Annotated in this window: 18 protein-coding genes and 1 pseudogene; 8 read left to right on the forward strand and 11 right to left on the reverse strand. The window is 69.6% G+C overall.

From position 1 onward, the window contains the following. Positions 1-397, forward strand: a pseudogene (locus A5704_RS28795) (hypothetical protein); the annotation flags it as partial. Positions 398-434: 37 nt separating this feature from the next. Continuing rightward, positions 435-1,814, forward strand: a complete 1,380-nt coding sequence (locus A5704_RS09140; protein ID WP_067759422.1) for an NAD(P)/FAD-dependent oxidoreductase — start codon at positions 435-437, stop codon at positions 1,812-1,814. Positions 1,815-1,822: 8 nt separating this feature from the next. Here the strand turns inward: A5704_RS09140 and A5704_RS09145 are convergent, their stop codons facing one another. From A5704_RS09145 to A5704_RS09170, 6 genes are all read right to left on the reverse strand, one after another. After that, positions 1,823-3,049 (reverse strand): O-succinylhomoserine sulfhydrylase, encoded by a 1,227-nt coding sequence (locus A5704_RS09145; protein ID WP_067759420.1) that lies wholly within the window; start codon positions 3,047-3,049, stop codon positions 1,823-1,825. Then, positions 3,046-3,480 (reverse strand): rhodanese-like domain-containing protein, encoded by a 435-nt coding sequence (locus A5704_RS09150; protein ID WP_067759418.1) that lies wholly within the window; start codon positions 3,478-3,480, stop codon positions 3,046-3,048. Before A5704_RS09150 ends, A5704_RS09145 begins: the two co-directional genes overlap by 4 nt. Before the next feature lie 20 nt (positions 3,481-3,500). Beyond that, positions 3,501-4,727: a formate-dependent phosphoribosylglycinamide formyltransferase gene (gene purT / locus A5704_RS09155; protein WP_067759416.1), complete on the reverse strand. Its 1,227-nt coding sequence runs from the start codon at positions 4,725-4,727 to the stop codon at positions 3,501-3,503. A gap of 29 nt (positions 4,728-4,756) precedes the next feature. Further along, positions 4,757-5,395, reverse strand: a complete 639-nt coding sequence (locus A5704_RS09160; protein ID WP_067759412.1) for a PaaI family thioesterase — start codon at positions 5,393-5,395, stop codon at positions 4,757-4,759. Beyond that, positions 5,392-6,690, reverse strand: a complete 1,299-nt coding sequence (locus tag A5704_RS09165; RefSeq protein WP_067785860.1) for an adenylosuccinate synthase — start codon at positions 6,688-6,690, stop codon at positions 5,392-5,394. Before A5704_RS09165 ends, A5704_RS09160 begins: the two co-directional genes overlap by 4 nt. A gap of 254 nt (positions 6,691-6,944) precedes the next feature. Further along, positions 6,945-7,823, reverse strand: coding sequence for a histidine phosphatase family protein (locus A5704_RS09170; RefSeq protein WP_067785857.1), 879 nt, complete (start codon positions 7,821-7,823; stop codon positions 6,945-6,947). A gap of 307 nt (positions 7,824-8,130) precedes the next feature. On the opposite strand from A5704_RS09170, the gene A5704_RS09175 reads away from it, so the two are divergent. Next, entirely contained in the window at positions 8,131-8,757 is a 627-nt protein-coding gene (locus tag A5704_RS09175) for a peptidase M50 (RefSeq protein WP_067888674.1), read from the forward strand. Positions 8,758-9,236: 479 nt separating this feature from the next. Here the strand turns inward: A5704_RS09175 and A5704_RS29130 are convergent, their stop codons facing one another. Further along, positions 9,237-9,680, reverse strand: a complete 444-nt coding sequence (locus A5704_RS29130; protein ID WP_231968956.1) for a hypothetical protein — start codon at positions 9,678-9,680, stop codon at positions 9,237-9,239. A gap of 247 nt (positions 9,681-9,927) precedes the next feature. Between A5704_RS29130 and A5704_RS09180 the strand changes: the two genes are divergently transcribed. Genes A5704_RS09180 through A5704_RS09190 form a run of 3 tightly spaced genes read left to right on the forward strand, consistent with a single transcriptional unit; the run spans position 9,928 to position 12,097 of the window. After that, a complete protein-coding gene (locus A5704_RS09180; protein WP_197498952.1) occupies positions 9,928-10,344 on the forward strand; it encodes a DUF1772 domain-containing protein in 417 nt (138 codons plus the stop codon). Positions 10,345-10,386: 42 nt separating this feature from the next. Continuing rightward, the gene (locus tag A5704_RS09185) at positions 10,387-11,160 is read left to right on the forward strand and encodes a site-2 protease family protein (RefSeq protein ID WP_067780092.1); all 774 of its coding nucleotides are present in this window, start codon (positions 10,387-10,389) and stop codon (positions 11,158-11,160) included. A gap of 40 nt (positions 11,161-11,200) precedes the next feature. Beyond that, a complete protein-coding gene (locus A5704_RS09190; RefSeq protein ID WP_067759389.1) occupies positions 11,201-12,097 on the forward strand; it encodes a cation diffusion facilitator family transporter in 897 nt (298 codons plus the stop codon). Here A5704_RS09190 and A5704_RS09195 read toward each other — a convergent pair. After that, positions 12,094-12,507, reverse strand: a complete 414-nt coding sequence (locus tag A5704_RS09195) for a DUF3151 domain-containing protein (RefSeq protein ID WP_067759425.1) — start codon at positions 12,505-12,507, stop codon at positions 12,094-12,096. The two genes, A5704_RS09190 and A5704_RS09195, sit on opposite strands and share 4 nt — an antisense overlap. A gap of 123 nt (positions 12,508-12,630) precedes the next feature. On the opposite strand from A5704_RS09195, the gene A5704_RS09200 reads away from it, so the two are divergent. Further along, entirely contained in the window at positions 12,631-13,461 is an 831-nt protein-coding gene (locus A5704_RS09200) for a hypothetical protein (protein WP_067759386.1), read from the forward strand. Positions 13,462-13,508: 47 nt separating this feature from the next. On the opposite strand, the gene fbaA is transcribed toward A5704_RS09200, so the two are convergent. Beyond that, on the reverse strand, positions 13,509-14,540 hold the full coding sequence (gene fbaA, locus A5704_RS09205) for a class II fructose-bisphosphate aldolase (RefSeq protein ID WP_067888631.1): 1,032 nt from the start codon (positions 14,538-14,540) through the stop codon (positions 13,509-13,511). Positions 14,541-14,598: 58 nt separating this feature from the next. Between fbaA and A5704_RS09210 the strand changes: the two genes are divergently transcribed. Beyond that, positions 14,599-15,306, forward strand: coding sequence for a DedA family protein (locus A5704_RS09210; RefSeq protein ID WP_067780088.1), 708 nt, complete (start codon positions 14,599-14,601; stop codon positions 15,304-15,306). Here A5704_RS09210 and A5704_RS09215 read toward each other — a convergent pair. Further along, positions 15,265-17,214 carry an acetoacetate--CoA ligase gene (locus A5704_RS09215; RefSeq protein WP_067780085.1) on the reverse strand — a complete coding sequence of 650 codons (1,950 nt, stop codon included), beginning with the start codon at positions 17,212-17,214 and terminating at the stop codon, positions 15,265-15,267. The genes A5704_RS09210 and A5704_RS09215 overlap by 42 nt on opposite strands. Continuing rightward, positions 17,211-18,332: a glycoside hydrolase family 76 protein gene (locus A5704_RS09220; RefSeq protein WP_067888633.1), complete on the reverse strand. Its 1,122-nt coding sequence runs from the start codon at positions 18,330-18,332 to the stop codon at positions 17,211-17,213. The genes A5704_RS09215 and A5704_RS09220 overlap by 4 nt, the downstream gene beginning before the upstream one ends. Position 18,333: the final 1 nt, after the last annotated feature.

Genomic DNA, 18,333 nt, shown 5'->3' on the forward strand with positions numbered 1-18,333 from the left:
CGCACAATTCATCACGGCCGCCGCTGCGAGCCCCAATTCCCAACTGGCGGCGCCCTTCTCGCTGATGCGGCGCGCGCTGGCGTGCCAGACGAACAACGCCGGATTCGGGGCGCGCGCCTTCCGGCGCAGCGACGGCCAATGGGGAGGCGCGATGGTGGTCGCCGCCAAGAGCGCGACGCCCAACGTCGACGCCCTGGCCGGCTGCGCCAAGACCAACTGGCGGCGCGCCACGGCCGGCACCCAGACCTCGCTGTGCAACAGCGGCTGGAGCACCCCCAACACCTACGAGAGCCGCCGCGGCGAGACCTACTACGTGTTGCTGGCCGGCACCGCGGACGACTTCTGCACCGCGGTCAACGGCAAATTCAAGGACAACTCCAACGGGTGGCCGTTCTAGCCGCTTTCCGGCGGCGTCGTACGGTAAGGGGGTGAGCATGTCGCGTCATCGCGTCGTCATCATCGGAAGCGGATTCGGTGGCCTGAACGCGGCCAAGGCACTCAAGCGGGCCGACGTCGACGTCACCCTGATCTCCAAGACCACGACCCACCTCTTCCAGCCGTTGCTGTACCAGGTGGCCACCGGCATCCTGTCCGAGGGCGACGTCGCCCCGACCACCCGGCTGATCCTGCGCAGGCAGAAGAACGTCCGGGTGCTGTGGGGCGACGTCAACGCCATCGACCTGACGGCCAAGACCGTGACGTCGCACCTGATGGGCATGGAGACCGTGACGCCCTTCGACAGCCTCATCGTCGCCGCCGGCGCGCAGCAGTCCTATTTCGGCCACGACGAGTACGCCGCCTTCGCGCCCGGCATGAAGAGCGTCGACGACGCCCTCGAGCTGCGGGCCCGCATCCTCGGCGCGTTCGAGGCGGCCGAAGTCGCCACCGACCCGGCCGAGCGGCAGCGCCGCCTGACGTTCGTGGTGGTGGGCGCGGGCCCGACCGGGGTCGAGCTGGCCGGCGAGATCGTCCAGCTCGCCGAGCGCACCCTGGCCGGGGCGTTCCGGACGATCACGCCCAGCGAGTGCCGGGTCATCCTGCTCGACGCCGCGCCCGCGGTGTTGCCGCCGATGGGCGAGAACCTGGGCTTGAAGGCGAAACGGCGGCTGCAGAAGATGGACGTCGAGGTGCAGCTGAACGCCATGGTGACCTCGGTGGACTACATGGGCATCACCGTCAAGGAGAAGGACGGCGGCGAGCGGCGCATCGAATGCGCGTGCAAGGTGTGGGCCGCCGGCGTGCAGGCCAGCGAGCTGGGCAAGATGGTCGCCGAGCAGTCCGACGGGACCGAGACCGACCGCGCCGGGCGGGTGATCGTCGAGCCCGACCTCACCGTCAAGGGGCATCCCTACGTGTTCGTCATCGGCGACCTGATGTCGGTGCCCGGCGTCCCCGGGATGGCCCAGGGCGCGATCCAGGGGGCGCACTACGTCACCAAGTTGATCAAGCAGGCGGTGAAGGGCCAGGACGACCCGGCCAACCGGAAGCCGTTCAACTACTTCGACAAGGGCAGCATGGCCCTCATTTCGCGGTACAGCGCCGTCGCCAAGGTCGGAAAGCTGGAGTTCGGCGGCTTCATCGCCTGGTTGGCGTGGCTGCTGTTGCACCTGTTGTACCTGGTCGGGTTCCGCAACCGCATCGCCGCCATGTTCTCCTGGGGCATTTCCTTCCTGGGCCGCACCCGCGGCCAGATGGCCATCACCAGCCAGATGATGTACGCCCGGCCGGTGGTGGACTGGGTGGAGCGCCAGGCGCAGGAGGGCTCACTGGCGGCGGCCGAACGCATCGAAGCCGCCGAGAAGCAGGCCGGTTAGCCCTTCGACTAGCTCAAAGCCTGGTCGATGTCGGCGATCAGGTCGTCGGCGCCCTCGAGCCCGACGGAGATTCGCACCACGCCGTCGCCCAGGCCGATCGCTGCGCGCCCCTCCGGGCCCATCGCCCGGTGGGTGGTCGTGGCCGGATGTGTGACAAGGGATTTCGCGTCGCCCAGGTTGTTGGAGATGTCGATCAGCCGCAGCTTGTCCAGCACCTCGAACGCCCGCGGCTTGGCTTTGTCGTCGGGGCAGTCGAGCGCGAAGGTGATCACCGTCCCCCCACCCGACATCTGGCGCTTGGCCAGGTCGTACTGCGGGTGCGACGGCAGGAACGGGTAGCGGACCCAACTCACCGCAGGATGGGTCTCCAAAAATTCCGCGATCCGGTGCGCCGAGGAATTGCTGTGTTCCACCCGGACCGCCAGTGTCTCAAGGCCTTTCACCAGCACCCAGGCGTTGAAGGCGCTGAGCGCCGGCCCGGTGTGCCGCATCAGCTTCTGCACCGGGCCGTCGATGTACTCCTTGTCGCCCAGGATCGCGCCGCCCAGCACCCGGCCCTGACCGTCGATGTGCTTGGTGCCCGAGTACACCACCACGTCGACGCCCAGCGGAATGCCCTGCTGCAGCAGCGGAGTTGCGAAGACGTTGTCCAACACCACTTTTGCGCCCGCGGCGTGCGCGAGCTCGACCACCGCGGCGATGTCCACCAGCGACTGCATCGGGTTCGACGGCGTCTCGAAGAACACTGCCTGCGTCGGCTTCGACAGCGCCTCCTCCCACTGCGCCAGGTCGTCGCCGTCGACGAACACGGTCTCGACGCCCCAGCGCGGCAGGATCTCGTTGCACACCACGAAGCACGAGCCGAACAGGCTGCGCGACGCGACCAGCCGGTCCCCGGCGGCCAGCAGCGCGCCCAGCGACGTGAACACCGCCGCCATGCCGCTCGCGGTGGCGAACGCGGCCGGCGCGCCCTCGATCAGGCGCAACCGCTCCTCGAACATCGTCACGGTCGGGTTGCCGTACCGCGAGTAGACGAAGTGGTCCAGCTCGCCGGTGAAGGACTTCTCCGCGACGGCCGCCGAATCGTAGACATACCCGGACGTCAGGAACATCGCCTCTGCGGTCTCGTCGAACCCCGAGCGCAGCAGTCCCCCGCGTACGCCGATGGTGGCCTGGCTGACGCCGTCGGGCAGCGCCTTGGGCTCGCGGACGGAATCCCCCGACGGTGAACTCATAGCTGCTTCCAGGGCAATCCGATTGCGCGCCAACCTGATTCACCGCGAATCCCCTGGGCGTTCGGGTGGCCTTCGAACCCGTCAAGCACGTTGTAGGCCGGGGTGATGCCGGCCCGGGTGGCGACCTCGGCGGCACCGATCGAGCGGTTGCCCGAGCGACACAGGAAGACCACCGGCCGTTCGGATTCGGTCTCGGGCACCCGGTCGCGCAGTTCGTCGGCGAAGTTGGCGTTGAAGGTGCCGTCGGACGTGTTCCACTCGATGAACACCACCTCGCGGCCCAGGCTGGACAGGTCGGGCACGCCGACGAGCCGCCATTCGGCGTCGGTGCGCACGTCGACCAGCACCGCGTCGGGGTTGTCGCTCAGCAGCTTCCATGCCTGCTCTGGCGTGATGTCTCCGGCGTAGGAGCCTGTGCGCTCTGTGCTCATGACCTCGGATGGTAGCGAGGTTACAACCGCGCCTCTCGCGTGACCGAGCTGTGCGGGCCCTGGTGCCGCACCGCCAGCCGGTCCGCGACGTCGCGCGCGCGGTCGCGCGCGGCCGTCACGTCCGGCGCCGTCGCCAGCGCCTGGAATGCCCGCCCGGCCAGGCGAAGGTCGCTTTCCGGCACGCCCAGCGCCCCGGCGATCGCGACGGGCGGCGCGTCGGCGCGCTCCACCCGGTGGGCCGCGCCCGGCGAAATCATGATGGTGTCAACCGGCAGCCCGAGGACGGTGCGGGCCTGCAGTTCGAACGCCGACAGCCGCTGGCTGGGCACCGTCGCCCAGGCGCTGTCGGTGGGGCGGGGCGTGACGTCGACGAAGTACACCTCGTCGCCGTTGATCATCAGCTCGACGGCGAAGACGCCGCGCCCGCCGAGCGCCTTGACGATCCGCGCGGCGATCGATTTGGCGGCGTCCATCGCGGCCGCGGTCATGCTCTGCGGTTGCCAGGACTCGAGCACGTCGGGAGTGGGCTCGGGGTGGCCGACCGGTGAGCAGAAGTCGATCCGGGGCCCCTGCGGACCGTCGCTGCGCACCGCCAGCAGGGTGACGTAGAACTCGACCTCCACGACGGTCTCGGCCAGCACCCGGTGCTGCTCGCCGTGGCCTCTCGTCGCGCGCTGCCAGGCCGGCCCGATGTCGTCGGGACCCGACGCGACCGACTGGCCCCGCCCGGCGCCCGCGAGCACCGGCTGCACCAGCAGCGGGTAACCGGCGTGCGCGCCCACCGCCTCGAGTTCGCCGGCCGAGCCGACGAACCAGAACGGCGCGGTGGGCAGCCCCAGCTCGTCGGCGGCCAGCCGACGCAGGCCCTCGCGGTCGGCGGCGAGCCGCACGGCATGCGCGCTGGGCACCAGCTGCGGGCCCTCGAGCCCCTCCAGAGCTTGGGCCGCGACGGCGTCGGTGGTCGTGACCACGAAGTCCGGCTGCAGCCCGCGAATCGCCTTGGTCAGCTCGTCTGCATCGGTCATCGCCACCACCAGCGACTGATCGGCCACCGCGTGCGCGGGGGCGTCGGCGCGCTCGTCGAGGGCGATCACCCGCGCGCCGAGGCGGCCCAGGGCGATCGCCAGTTCGCGGGCGAGCTCACCGGCGCCCACCAACGCCACCCGCGGCCGGGTGTCGGCCTTCCCCGCCGGCGGTTGCGGCGGGACGGTGAGCGCGGTCGTCTTGTCGTCGGGTCCGTCGGTCACCGCTCAAGGATAGGTGCGCGGCGGGCAACTCAAGGTTGACCGGGAAGCAGCCGCACCATCAGCCCGTTGGCCTCGGCCAGCACCGCGTCGTCACCGTCGACGAGTTCGGCGGCGACGAACGCCTTGCGGCCCTCGGTGCTCGTGACGCGGCCGCGCACAGCCAGGGGCGCATCGATCGGGGTGACCTTGCGGTAGTCGACGTGCAGGAACGCGGTGCGGCTGATCGGCCGTCCCGCGGCGTGCGACACCATGCCGAACATGTGGTCGAACAGCAGCGGCAACACACCGCCGTGCACGGCGTGGTTTCCGCCGACATGGAACCGGCTGAAGTAGCCGGTCATCTCGACGCCGTCCGGCGCGTACCTGGTCAACGTCCAGGGCGGCAACAGCAGGCTGCCCATGCCGGGCAGGTCGGGCGTGCGCCCGGCCGGTGCCTTGCCCTCGTCGGCCTGGAACGGGCCGAGCAGCTGCACCAGCGCCGCGGCGCGGTCGGCCGCGTCGTCCCACACGTCGTCACCCGGGTCGGCGGACACCGCCAGGTCCTGCAGCGCGCGCATGGCCGCGACGAACCGGCCGAAGCCCGGGCCCGGGCTGGCCGGGCCGTATTCGGGAAAGCCGCCGTGGTGTTCGTAGTCGGGGTCGAGTTCTTTCGGGTCCGGTTCCGTCACGGGCGCGCCGCCAGCACGTCGCGGCGCACGATCGTCTGTTCCCGCCCCGGCCCGACGCCGATGCACGAAACATGCGCCCCGGCAAGCTCTTCCAGCCGCAGCACGTAGTCACGCGCCTTGGCGGGCAGGTCGTCGAATTCGCGCGCGCCGGAGATGTCCTCCCACCAGCCGGGCAGTTCCTCGTAGATCGGCTCGGCGCGCGCCAGGTCGCTCTGCGTCATCGGCATGTCGTTGGTGCGATCGCCGTCGATGCGGTAACCGACGCAGATGGGGACCGTCTCCAGGCTGGAGAGCACGTCGAGCTTGGTCAGGAAGAAGTCGGTGATGCCGTTGACCCGGGTGGCGTAGCGCGCGATCACGGCGTCGAACCAGCCGCAGCGGCGGCGCCGCCCGGTGGTGACGCCGAACTCGCCGCCCGTCTTCGACAGGTATTCGCCGTTGGCGTCGAACAGCTCGGTGGGGAACGGCCCGGAACCCACCCGGGTGGTGTAGGCCTTGAGGATCCCGAGCACGGTGGTGATGCGGGTGGGACCGATGCCGGACCCGACGGCCGCGCCGCCTGCGGTCGGATTCGACGACGTCACATAGGGATACGTGCCGTGGTCGACGTCGAGCAGGGTGCCCTGGGAGCCCTCCAGCAGCACCGTCTCGCCGGTCTCGAGCGCGGTGTTGAGCAGCCGGCGGGTGTCGCGGATGCGGTGCCGGAAGCCCTCGGCCTGATGCAGCAGGGCGTCGACGACCTGGTGCGGGTCCAGCGCCTTGCGGTTGTAGATCTTGACCAGGATCTGGTTCTTCAGTTCCAGCGCGGCCTCGATCTTGTGCGTCAACTGGTCGGGGTCGAGCACGTCCGCGACGCGGATGCCCTGGCGCGCGATCTTGTCCTGGTAGCACGGCCCGATGCCGCGGCCCGTGGTGCCGATCTTCTTGTTGCCCATGTAGCGCTCGGTGACCTTGTCGATCGCGACGTGGTAGGGCAACAGCAGGTGCGCGTCGGCGGAGATCAGCAGCTTGGTGGTGTCCACCCCGCGGTCCTCGAGGCCCTTGAGCTCGTCGAGCAGTACGCCGGGGTCGACCACCACACCGTTGCCGATCACGTTGGTGACGCCGGGGGTCAGCACGCCCGAGGGGATCAGGTGCAGCGCGAAGTTCTCGCCGCTGGGCAGGACGACGGTGTGGCCGGCGTTGTTGCCCCCCTGATAGCGCACCACCCACTGCACGCGCCCACCGAGCAGGTCAGTGGCCTTACCTTTGCCCTCGTCGCCCCATTGGGCGCCGATGAGGACGATTGCCGGCATGACTTGCTCCCGCCTGCTTACTGTGGTTCTACTGGCAACGCACCGTATCTCGCAGCGCTGCAACGGCTTGCGGCATCGCCCGGTGGCTCGAGCTGCCTGCCCGCACCAGGGTCTCGGTTGAGCGCTCCGGGACCGTGCGCGTAGCTGGAGGCATCTTTGCTTGACGCTCTCACGTGGCGATCCTAAACGTCGGGCAGCGACGTACCCGCGTCAAGGGCCGTTTGGTCGCGGCTCGTGTCCTCCACGGCCGGGGCTTACGGCGTCGTGGGCGGTTTAGCAGCGCATACGCCGCCGGCGGTCGGTGCCTCCAGCATCAGGCACAGGGGCTGCTTGGGGTCGCGCTCGGTCCTCTTGGCCGCCCAGCCCGGCCACACCGGTTTGCCGTTCCAGCTGACCAGCGTCCAGCCATCGTGCGGGTTGCCCTGGACCACGACGACACCGGCGTTGGGCAGCGGGTCGAACAGCAGGAGCAGTGGATCGGGGTTTCTGACGCTCATCATCGTCCCGACGCCGATAGCGAACTCGCTGGAGAACGCCACCTCGGTGATCTTGCCGCCCGCGGCCCGGACCGGGTTGGCCATGGCGTTGCCGTAGATCGTTTGCAGGGAGTCGTTGAAGCGACCCGCGTCGGTCGCCGCGTTGCCGTACATCGTCTGCAGCGCGCCGTTGAAGCGTTTGTGGAACTCGAATCCGTTGGCGTCGGTGGAGCCCGGAGCCAGCATCGGCACGATGCGCAGCCCAAGCAACCACGCCACCGGCCCCAGCAGGTACGCCAGCCCGGCGAGGCTGAACTGCGGTTGCCCGTTGAACGCGCCGGCGTCGATCTCGTTGAGGCCGGGCAGCGCCTGAACATTCATCCCCAACGCGGCCGCCAACGGGGCGGCCGTCTGCTGGGTCCTGGTCAGCTGCGACGCGAAGATCCCGGCGAGCGGACCCTGCGCGGCCAGCGTGGTGGCGATGTTCTGCGCCTGTTGCTGCCCGAGCGCGGTGAGCACCGTTCCGGGCACCGCCGTGTCGATCACCCGCGCCGCGTTGCCCTCCGACTGGCCATGCCGCACCAGGTCGATCACGATCGATTCGTCGGCCGAGGCCGTCGCAGGCTCGACGCACAACAGGACAGCCGAAACCGCCACGGCGCCGGCACGGCGGAGTCGCCTCGTCAGCAACGGACGCGCGTCGGGCCGGTACCAGACACGGGCGGCGCGGTTCGCGCGGTTGAGAGGAAGGCGGTGAGTCGGCGAATGGCAGTTCTCCGTTCTCTTGGCCACCCATTCGTTGACCCCGTGGCAGGAGTAAAGTATCCGGTTGCCATCGGGCGGTGGCGCAACAACTTTCGCAGTCCGAGATCATGTTGTGACCGCGTCGTGATGACGAGATTTTCCGGCCCCCAAATGGTCTGGCCGCTGAGTGCGCGAGAGGCATTGAAAGACAAGGCTATTGGTGAACACAGAAGACGGCGCCGTAGCGGTGCTGCTGTTCGGTGATCGCCGGGTGCCGCGACCGCTGGTCGGCCTGCCGGTCCACGCCGCCGATCCCGATTCCGCGATCGGGCCGTACCGGCGGCTGGTGGTGGTCGGCGCCGACGCCGACCTGGCCGCCGTGTTGACCGGGCTGCTGCGCGCCGGGCGGCTCGACGTCGAGGTGGCCTACGTGCCGCGCCGCCGTACCCGCGCGAGCCGGGCCTACCGCCTGCCCGCCGGGCGGCGCGCGGCGCGGCGAGCCCGGCGTGGCACCGCGCGGCGGGTGACCCTGGTCCGCGACGAGACCGGATCGGTGGTCGTCGGGCGGGCGAGCTGGCTGCCGTCCGAGGGGCGATCGCTGCGTGGCGAGGCCGTCGTCGACGACACCGTGTTGTTCGACGGGGACGTCCCCGGCGTGCACGTCGAGCCGACGCTGGCCGTGCCCGGCCTGCGCGCCCGCGTTGGCCGGCGCCGCTGGGTCGCCGGGCGCGCGGTCCAGCTGGGCAGCACCGGCGTCGACGTGGTGCGCGACGGCGTACCCGCGCCGCGGCCGGCGCGCCGCTCGACGTTCTACCGCAACGTCGAGGGCTGGCTGGCGGTCCGATAGTTGGGCTGAGTCCGCAGGATTCGCGAGCGCGGTCCGCATTACGGCGCTGGCGACTTTGCTGACAGTTCGTTCTGCAAAAGCGAGACGTCCCCAGCCCGCTCGAATAGCCTCAATCTAGGTTTGGGCGCACCACCCATTTGCCTGGAATCTCCGGCTTCCGCCCTGAACGGTCCCCGAAAGAAAGAGTTGTCAGATTCTCCGATTGGCGGGCTGGTCCTACCTACCTATCAGCCCGGCCCACCGGGGCTGCGACGAAACGAGGAGACATCATCATGATCACGCCGCATCACCTCGACCGCACCACTGGGCCCACGCTGAAAAAATCGGCCGCCATAACCGTTCTCGCCGGTGGGTTGGCGATGGCTGTCATAGGGCTGACCCCTGCCATGGCCAACGCAGACCCCGCACCGCTGGACCCCCCAAGCCCAACCATAACCGCAACCCTGCTCCCCACAGCGCCCCCACCGGGAAGGGCAGGATCAGACCTCTGTATCGCTGTCAACAATGCGCCGCGTGACCACCAGCCGAACAGCTTGAGCGGCTGCTAGGGCGCGCCGCACCACGCTACAGAGGCGGCGTTTCGACTCGGGGATTGGCGAGGCACCTCTGCCATCGCCACTGGTGATCAGGTTGAAGCCCTTGGGTTTTACTCCTTGTTCTACCGCAACGTCGAGGGCTGGCCGGCGGTCCGGCAGGTCGCGGGCTAGGCGCCGTCGCCCTGCTGCTTCGACGCCAGGTGCTTGACGATTAGGCAAAAGTTGACGACGGCGGCGCTCAGCTTGTGGATGGTGGCGTCCCGGGCCCGCCACGCACATCTGCCAGTCGCCGAACTCCTCAGGGGGTCTTTGGTTGTCCGCGTTGAGATGGATCTTCTGCTCGATCTGGTCGCACAGATCCGCCGGGGTCAAGTTGTCCCGGCGCATCGACGTCGAAGAACCATTTATCCGTCATGCCTAGTCGGTACCCCCTGCGCCGCGAATTCACCTGACCCGCGCGCCGGTCGACGTGACGAATGGAGCGCATCGTGTCACATTTCGCGGCTGCGGAACGTCGATATTCTCGAGAACTCCACGCATGAGGGGGACGCCATTGGCAGCGAATAGGCTTGCGTGCCGGCCGAATGTTGTCGTCCGGCTGCTGGACCTGACCCAGCTGGGACAGGCGCAGTGGTTGTTCGGCAACATCTACGAAGCGGTCGTCCATATCCCGGAGCGGCTTGCCGCCCAGCCGAGGCCGTCATCGGTGTTGGCACCGGGCAGCCCGGTGCGCTATTACGCTGCCGCCGCACCGATCACCGTGGCGGCCACGGCCGCAGCCGTGAGCAAGGGCTGGGAAATCGACGACGCCAGGGGCTGGTTGGCCGTTACGGCGGGATGCTCGGTCACCGGATTGGCCCTCACCGGCTATCTGATCCGGACGGTGAACCTCCCGGTGATGTTTGCCGACACGGCGCCGCCGCCAGACGTACGGGCCGCCCGACTCCGAACCTGGTACCGGCTCAATCTGGTTCGGATCGCCGCCGCGTGTGGCGCGTTGATCGCCGCGAACCGCGCGAGCCAGGTCATCGCGCGGCGGGGCGCACGGTAGCGCGCCAAACCCCGTCGACGGGCGGTCCGATAGTTTCGACCGGTGAACCTGCCCGCCCGGCGCGAATCGTTGCGACCCAGCCCCATCTTCCTGGCCCTGGTGGCCGTGACGGCGGCCGGCGGCGCGCTGGCCTGGCTGGCCGGCAGCACCGTGCGGCCACTGGCGTACGTCGGGGTGTTCACCTTCGTCATCGCCGGCTGGTTGGTGTCGCTGTGCCTGCACGAATTCGGGCACGCGGTGACCGCCTGGCGATTCGGCGACCACGACGCCGCCGTGCGCGGGTACCTGACGCTGGATCCCCGGCGTTACAGCCATCCCGCGCTGTCGCTGCTGCTGCCGATGGTGGTGATCGCGCTGGGCGGAATCGGCCTGCCGGGCGCCGCCGTGTACCTGCGGACCTGGTTCATGACGCCGAACCAGCGCACCCTGGTCAGCCTCGCGGGCCCCGCGGCCAACCTGGCGCTGGCGGTGCTGCTGCTCACCCTCACGCGGGTGTTCTACGACCCGTTCCACCAGGTGCTCTGGGCGGGCGTGGCCTTCCTGGGATTCCTGCAGCTGACCGCGGTGGTGCTGAACGTGCTGCCCATCCCGGGCCTGGACGGCTACGACGCGCTGGAGCCGCACCTAAGCCCCGAGACCCAGCGCGCGGTGGCGCCGGCCAAGCAATGGGGCTTCTTCATTCTGCTGTTTTTGCTCCTGGCGGGCGGTAACTGGTTCTTCGGGGCCGTGCTGTGGCTGTTCGACTTCTCGGGGGTGCCGACGTGGCTGGTGTCGGCGGGCAACGTGCTGACCCGCTTCTGGAGCCGCTGGTTCTGACCCTTGCCATATATGCGCGAATGTGCATATATTGCTCGCCATGGGCGCAGGCCACAGTCACAGTCCCGCCGAGACCGACGGGTCCCGGCTGATCCCTCGCATGATCGTCGCCGCCGCCATCCTGGCGGCGTTCTTCGTGATCGAGCTGACCACCTCGTTGCTCATCAACTCGATCGCGCTGCTGGCCGACGCGGGCCACATGCTGACCGACGTCGTCGCCGTCTTCATGGGCCTGGCCGCCGTGACGCTGGCCCGCCGCGGCAGCTCGTCGCCGTCGCGGACCTACGGCTGGCACCGCGCCGAGGTGTTCACGGCGGTCGCCAACGCGGGCCTGCTGATGGGGGTGGCCCTGTTCATTCTCTGGGAAGCGATCCAGCGGCTGAGGGAAACGCCGTCGGTCCCCGGCGTGCCGATGATCGTGGTCGCGCTCGCCGGCCTACTGGCCAACCTCGTGGTCGCGCTGCTGCTGCGGTCGCACTCCGGGCAGAGCCTGGCGGTCAAGGGCGCCTACATGGAGGTGGTCGCCGACAGTGTGGGCAGCCTCGGGGTGCTGATCGCCGGCATCGTCACCGTCACGACCCGCTGGCCCTACGCCGACGTGGTGGTGGCGGTACTGGTCGCGTTGTGGGTGCTGCCGCGGGCGATCTCGCTGGCCCGCGAAGCGTTGCGGATCCTGTCCGAATCGTCGCCGACCCACATCGACGTGGAGGAGCTGCGCTCGGCGCTGGGCGCCGTCGACGGCGTGACCGAGGTGCACGACCTACACGTGTGGACGCTGTCGCCGGGCAAGGACATGTGCACCGCACACCTGCGCAGCACCGGCGACTCCGCCCGGGTGCTGCAGGACGCCCGGACCGTGCTCTCGGCGCGCGGGCTGGAGCACGCCACCGTGCAGATCGACGGGCCCGGCGAAGCGGAGTGTTCGGAGAGCTTCTAGAGGCCCAGCGCCGGCCGCGCCTCCGGGTCGCAATCGTCGAGCAGGTCCAGGCAGCGCAGGTGTTCCTCGGATTCGCCGATCGTGTCGGCGGCCCGGGCCAGCGCCGCCACACAGCGCAGGAACCCGCGGTTGGGCTCATGCGAATACGGCACCGGGCCGAAGCCCTTCCAGCCGTTCCGGCGCAGCTGGTCCAGGCCGCGGTGATAGCCGGTGCGGGCGTACGCGTACGCCGTGACGGCCTGCTCGTCGGCCAGCGCCTGTTCGGCCAGCGCCGCCCAGGCCACCGACGCCGACGGATGCGCGGCGGCGACGATCGCGGGCTTCTCGCCGGCGAGCAGTTCCGCCTCGGCGTCGGGATCGCCCGGCAACAGGGTCGGGTCGGGTCCGAGCAGGTCTCGTGGCGGCGTCATGACTCCCATTCTGCAGCTGCCGGATTTCGCCGGGGCGGCGGACCTCGACCATCACCCCATCGAGGGGGACGGGTCGCTAAGCTCTCCAACTACCCCACCCGATAGCGGAGGACAGCCGTACTCATGCCCCAGCCACCCGAGCCCGACCGCGGCGGCACGCCGAACGCGCCTGGGCACGAATGGGCCGCGCAGTCAGGCGAAGACGCGACCGAGGGCGTCCCGCTCATCCCGAGCGACTCCGAGACGGAGACCGTCGTGATCCGGCCCGATTCGGGCGGGGGCCCGGGGGTTCCCGGGGACGACGCGGACGCCCAGCAGCGCGAACGCCGCTTCACCGCGCCCGGTTTCGACGCCAAAGAGACCACGGTGATCGCCACCACCCCGGAGCCCGCCACCGAGGCCTTCTCGACACCTCCGGAGGGCCAGACCGCGCAGCTTGGGGTGCCCCCCAAATCCGCTGTGCCACAGTCGATTCCGCCTCGACTCGGCGGAAAGCTGCGCACCTCCCGGCAGATCAACTGGGGCTGGGTGCTGGCGCTGGTGGTGATCGTGCTGGCGCTGGCCGCGATCGCGATCCTGGGCACGGTGCTGCTCACCCGCGGCAAGCACACGAAGGTGTCGCAGGAGGACATGGTCCGCACAACCATCCAGAGCTTCGACACCGCGATCCAAAAGGGCGACCTGACCACGCTGCGCACCATCACCTGCGGCACCACCCGCGACGGGTACGTGGACTACGACGAGCACTCGTGGGATGAGACGTACCGCCGGGTCTCGGCGGCCAGGCAGTATCCGGTGATCGCGAGCATCGACCAGGTGGTGGTCAACGGCCAGCACGCCGAGGCCAACGTCACCACGTTCATGGCCTACGACCCGCAGGTCCGTTCCACCCGCAGCCTGGACCTGCAGTATCGCGATGACCAGTGGAAGATCTGCCAGTCCCCGAGCGGCTAGGTTGAGCCTTCGGCGTCGAGTGTGCGGCCAGCCGCACGTTCGAGCGGCTAGCCGACGGACTTCCCGGCGCAGTGCAGGTCCTCGCAGGCCTCCACCACGCGCTCGCTCATCGACGCCTCGCCCTTCTTGAGGTAACTGCGCGGGTCGTAGACCTTTTTGTTGCCCACCTCGCCGTCGACCTTGAGCACGCCGTCGTAGTTGCTGAACATGTGGCCGGCGATCGGGCGGGTGAACGCGTACTGGGTGTCGGTGTCGACGTTCATCTTCACCACGCCGTAGCGCAACGCCTCCTCGATCTCCGACTTCAGCGAGCCCGACCCGCCGTGGAAGACGAAGTCGAACGGCTTGGCGCCGTCGGGCAGGCCCAGCTTGGCCGCGGCGACCTGCTGGCCCTGGGCCAGGATGTCGGGCCGCAGCTTGACGTTGCCCGGCTTGTAGACGCCGTGCACATTGCCGAACGTCGCGGCCAGCAGGTACTTGCCGTGCTCGCCGTGCCCGAGCGCCTCGATGGTCTTCTCGAAGTCCTCCGGCGTGGTGTACAGCTTGTCGTTGATCTCGTGGGCGACGCCGTCCTCCTCGCCGCCGACGACGCCGATCTCGATCTCGAGAATGATCTTGGCGGCCGCGGCCTCCTTGAGCAGTTCCTGCGCGATGGTCAGGTTCTCGTCGATCGGCACGGCCGAGCCGTCCCACATGTGCGACCCGAACAACGGGTCCTGCCCCGCGGCCACCCGCTCAGCGGAGATCCGCAGCAGCGGCCGCACGTAGCTGTCCAGCTTGTGCTTGGGGCAGTGGTCGGTGTGCAACGCGACATTGATCGGGTATCTGGCCGCGATCACGCGGGTGAACTCGGCCAGCGCCACCGCGCCGGTCACCATGTCCTTCACCCCCAGGCCGGAGGCGAACTCCGCACCGCCGGTGGAGAACTGGATGATGCCGTCGCTGCCGGCGTCGGCGAAGCCCTTGATCGCCGCGTTGACCGTCTCCGAGGAGGTGCAGTTGATGGCCGGGAAGGCGTACGAGTTTTCCTTGGCGCGGCCCAGCATCTCGGCGTATACCTCGGGCGTGGCGATGGGCATGGGCTCCTCCTGGCGACTAGGCCCATCCAGTATCGCAACACCGGTATGTTGAAGCATCGTGAGCACCACCGTGACGGCCCTGCCCCACATCTTCGACCCGATGTACTGGTTGGGCGCCGACGGCGTCTTCGGCTCCGCGGTGCTGCCGGGGATCCTGGTCATCGTCTTCATCGAGACCGGCCTGCTGTTCCCGCTGCTGCCCGGCGAATCGCTGTTGTTCACCGGCGGCCTGCTCGCCGCGCACCCGAATCCGCCGGCGAGCATCTGGGTGCTGGCCCCCGCCGTCGCGCTGGTGGCGATACTGGGCGATCAGACCGGTTACTTCATCGGGCGGCGGATCGGCCCGGCCCTGTTCAAGAAGGAAGACTCCCGGTTTTTCAAGAAGCACTACGTGACCGAGTCGCACGCGTTCTTCGAGAAATACGGGCCCTGGGCGATCATCCTGGCCCGGTTCGCGCCGTTCGTGCGGACGTTCGTCCCGCCGGTCGCGGGGGTGTCCTACATGCGCTACCCCGTGTTTCTGGGCTTCGACATCGTCGGCGGCATCCTGTGGGGCGGCGGCGTGACGCTGGCGGGCTACTTCCTGGGCAACGTGCCGTTCGTGCACCACAACCTGCAGAAGATCCTGCTGGTGATCCTCGTCGTGTCGCTGATGCCGGCGTTCATCGCGGCCGTGCGGAGCTACCGGGCGCGCCGACGGGGGCCGGCCGCCCCGGAGCCGGAGTCAGGACACCCGACTTCTGCGGTACGCAACGAAAGCGTCTAGCAGTTCCGGCCGGTCGATCGAGCTCTGCTGCACCGCCTCGCCCGGCGCGGCGCCCAGCAAGATCCGCTTGATCGGGATCTCCAGCCGCTTGCCGGTCAGCGTGCGCGGGATCCCGGGAACCGCCAGGATGTCGTCGGGCACGTGGCGCGGGGAGGCGTGCTGACGGATGGCCGCGACGATCCTGGACCGCAACCCCTCGTCGAGTTCGGCGCCGTCGGCCAGGGCCACGAACAGCGGCATCCAGTAGCCGCCGTCGTCCTGCTCGACGCCGACCACCAGGCAGTCGCCCACCTCGGGCATGCCCTCCACCGCGGTGTAGATCTCGGCGCTGCCCATCCGCACGCCCATCCGGTTCAGGGTTGCGTCCGAACGGCCGTGCACCACAACGGATCCCCGGTCGGTGATGGTGATCCAGTCGCCGTGACACCACACGCCCGGATACTTCTCGAAATAGGCTGCGCGGTAGCGGCTGCCATCGTCGTCGTTCCAGAAGAAGACCGGCATCGAGGGCATCGGCTCGGTGATCACCAGCTCGCCCTCCTCGCCGATCACCGGATGGTTTGCGCCGGACCAGGCTTCGATGGCCGCGCCCAGGCAGATGCACGACAGCTCGCCGGCGACCACGGGCAGGATCGCGCAGCCGCCGATGAAGGCGGTGCAGACGTCGGTGCCGCCGCTCATCGAGATCACCGGCACCGACCGGCCGAGTCCCTCGTGCACCCAACGGAATCCGGACGCGGGCAGGGGCGAGCCGGTGGAGCCCACGGCGCGCAGCCCGTCCAGCGGGTACGTCGCCCCCGGCTTGAGCCCCTTCTTGGCGCAGGCCAGCAGGTAGCCCGCGCCGGCGCCGAGCACGTTGACACCGCTCTCGGCGGCGACCCGCCACAGCCCGTCGGTGCCCAAATGCGTTGGGCTGCCGTCGTAGAGCACGATCGTGGTGTCGACCAGCAGCCCCGACAGCAGCAGGTTCCACATCATCCAGCTGGTCGACGAGTACCACAGGAAGCGCTCGCCGGCGTGCAGGTCCAGTTGCAGGCTCAGGTATTTCAGGTGCTCGATCACCGTGCCGCCGTGACCGTGCACGATGCCCTTGGGCTTACCGGTGGTGCCGGACGAGAACATCACCCACAGCGGATGCGCGAACGGCACGGCCGCGATCTCCAGCTCGGCGTCGGATGCCACCGCCATCGCCCACGCGACGGTGTCGCCGTCGCTCGCCAGCCCGAGCCGCGGCACCACCACGGTGGCGCGCAGGCTGGGCATCGCCCGCCGGATCGTGTCCAGCTCCGCGCGCCGGTCGATGCGCTTGCCGTCGTACACCGACCCGTCGGTGGCCACCAGCACGACCGGCTCCACCTGGCCCAGCCGGGCGATCACGCCGTCGACGGCCACGTCCTGGTTGCACACCGCCCAGATGGCGCCGACGCTGGCGGCGGCCAGGGCGGCGACGGCCGCCTCGCCGACGTTGGGCAGGTAGCCGACGACGGCGTCCCCGGGCCGCACGCCGAGGCCACGCAGGTACGCCGCGAACGCGCCGGTCTCGCGGCGCAGCCGCGCCCACGACCACTCGCACGCGCCGTCCTCGCCCACGACGATCATCGCCGGGCGCTCGTCGGTGGCGTGCCGGAAGATCTCGGTGGCGTAGTTGAGCGTGGCGCCGGGGAACCACTCGGCGCCCGGCATGGAACGGTTGCCCAGCACCGCGCGCGGCGGGCTGCTCGCCTGGATGCCGAAGTAGTGCCACACGGCATCCCAGAACCACTCGATGTCGTCCACGGACTTGCGCAGCAGCGCGGGGTAGTCGCCGAAGCGGCCGCGGCCCGTCTCCGCGAGCCACGCCATGAAGTGGGTGAGGTTTGCTTGGGCCAGCGTCGCCTCGTCGGGAATCCAGCTGCCGGGCTCGGTCATGTCGCGCTCCCTGCCGTCACGGCGGTGACGTTACAGGCGGCCTCCATCAGCATCCAGCCCGACAGCTGCACCGACAGATCCCGCTCGGCGACCTCGGAACTGTTCACCGCACCCTCGACGAACTGCGCCTCCCCGCCCTCCGCGCCGGGCAGCTGGGCGTCGCGGTCCCAGAACGGGCCGAACAGCGGCAGCCCGTCGACCGTTTGCCGGTAGTCCCAGGCCGACTTCGCGCTGGCCAGCACGATCCGCCGGGCGGTGTCGCGGGCCGCGGCGTCGTCCGCCGAGTCCCCCGGCAGCGTGGTGGCGACCAGCGCCAGGTATCGGGCGGTGATGCCGGAGAACAGTCCCCCGTCCCCGCCGCCGGCCCCGGTCAGCACGCCCGTCGGGGCCATGTGGTCGGCGACGGCCGCGACCAGCCGATGCACCCGCGGGGCGTGCCGGTCGTCATGGGTGCGCGCCGCGAGTTCCGTTTCCAGGCCGAGCACCACGCCCTGGCAATAGGTGTACTGGGCGCGGACCAGGGAGCCGGCCTTGATGCCGTCGAACACCAGGTGCGTCTCCGGGTCGATCAGGGTCTCGTTGATCCAGTCGGCCATCTGCTGGGCGCGCCGCATCTTCTCGCCGTAGCGGGCCAGGAAGATTCCCGCCGGGCCGTTGGCGGGGGCGTTGAAGAACTGGTCCTGCTTGCGCCACGGGATGCCGCCGCCGTCCTCGGGCACCCACGCGTTCAGGAACTGGTCGGCGAGCTTGGGCAGCGCGCGGTGGCGCTCGACCCCGGCTATCCGGGCGGCGCGTTCCAAAGCCAGCGCCAGCCAGGCCATGTCGTCGTAGTAGCTGTTGGTCCAGCGAAAGTTGTTGCGCAGCCGGTGGGAACGGACCTGCCGGTTGATCCTGGTGTGCCGCTCCGGCCGCGGGTCGCGCAGCTGCGCGTCGACCAGACAATCCAGCAGGTGCGCCTGCCACCAGTAGTGCCAGGTGCCGAACATCCGGTCACGGCGCGTCGACGGCCAGGCCACCACGCCCAGCTGCGTTGCGGGCAGGCCCCAGAGGCGCTTGAGGTGCCGTTGCGTGACGGCGGCCTCGGAGCTGGCCGCGCGGTTGACCCACAGCTGATCCATA

It is taken from the genome of Mycobacterium sp. E735, assembly GCF_001666955.1.
Classification (GTDB): Bacteria; Actinomycetota; Actinomycetes; order Mycobacteriales; family Mycobacteriaceae; genus Mycobacterium.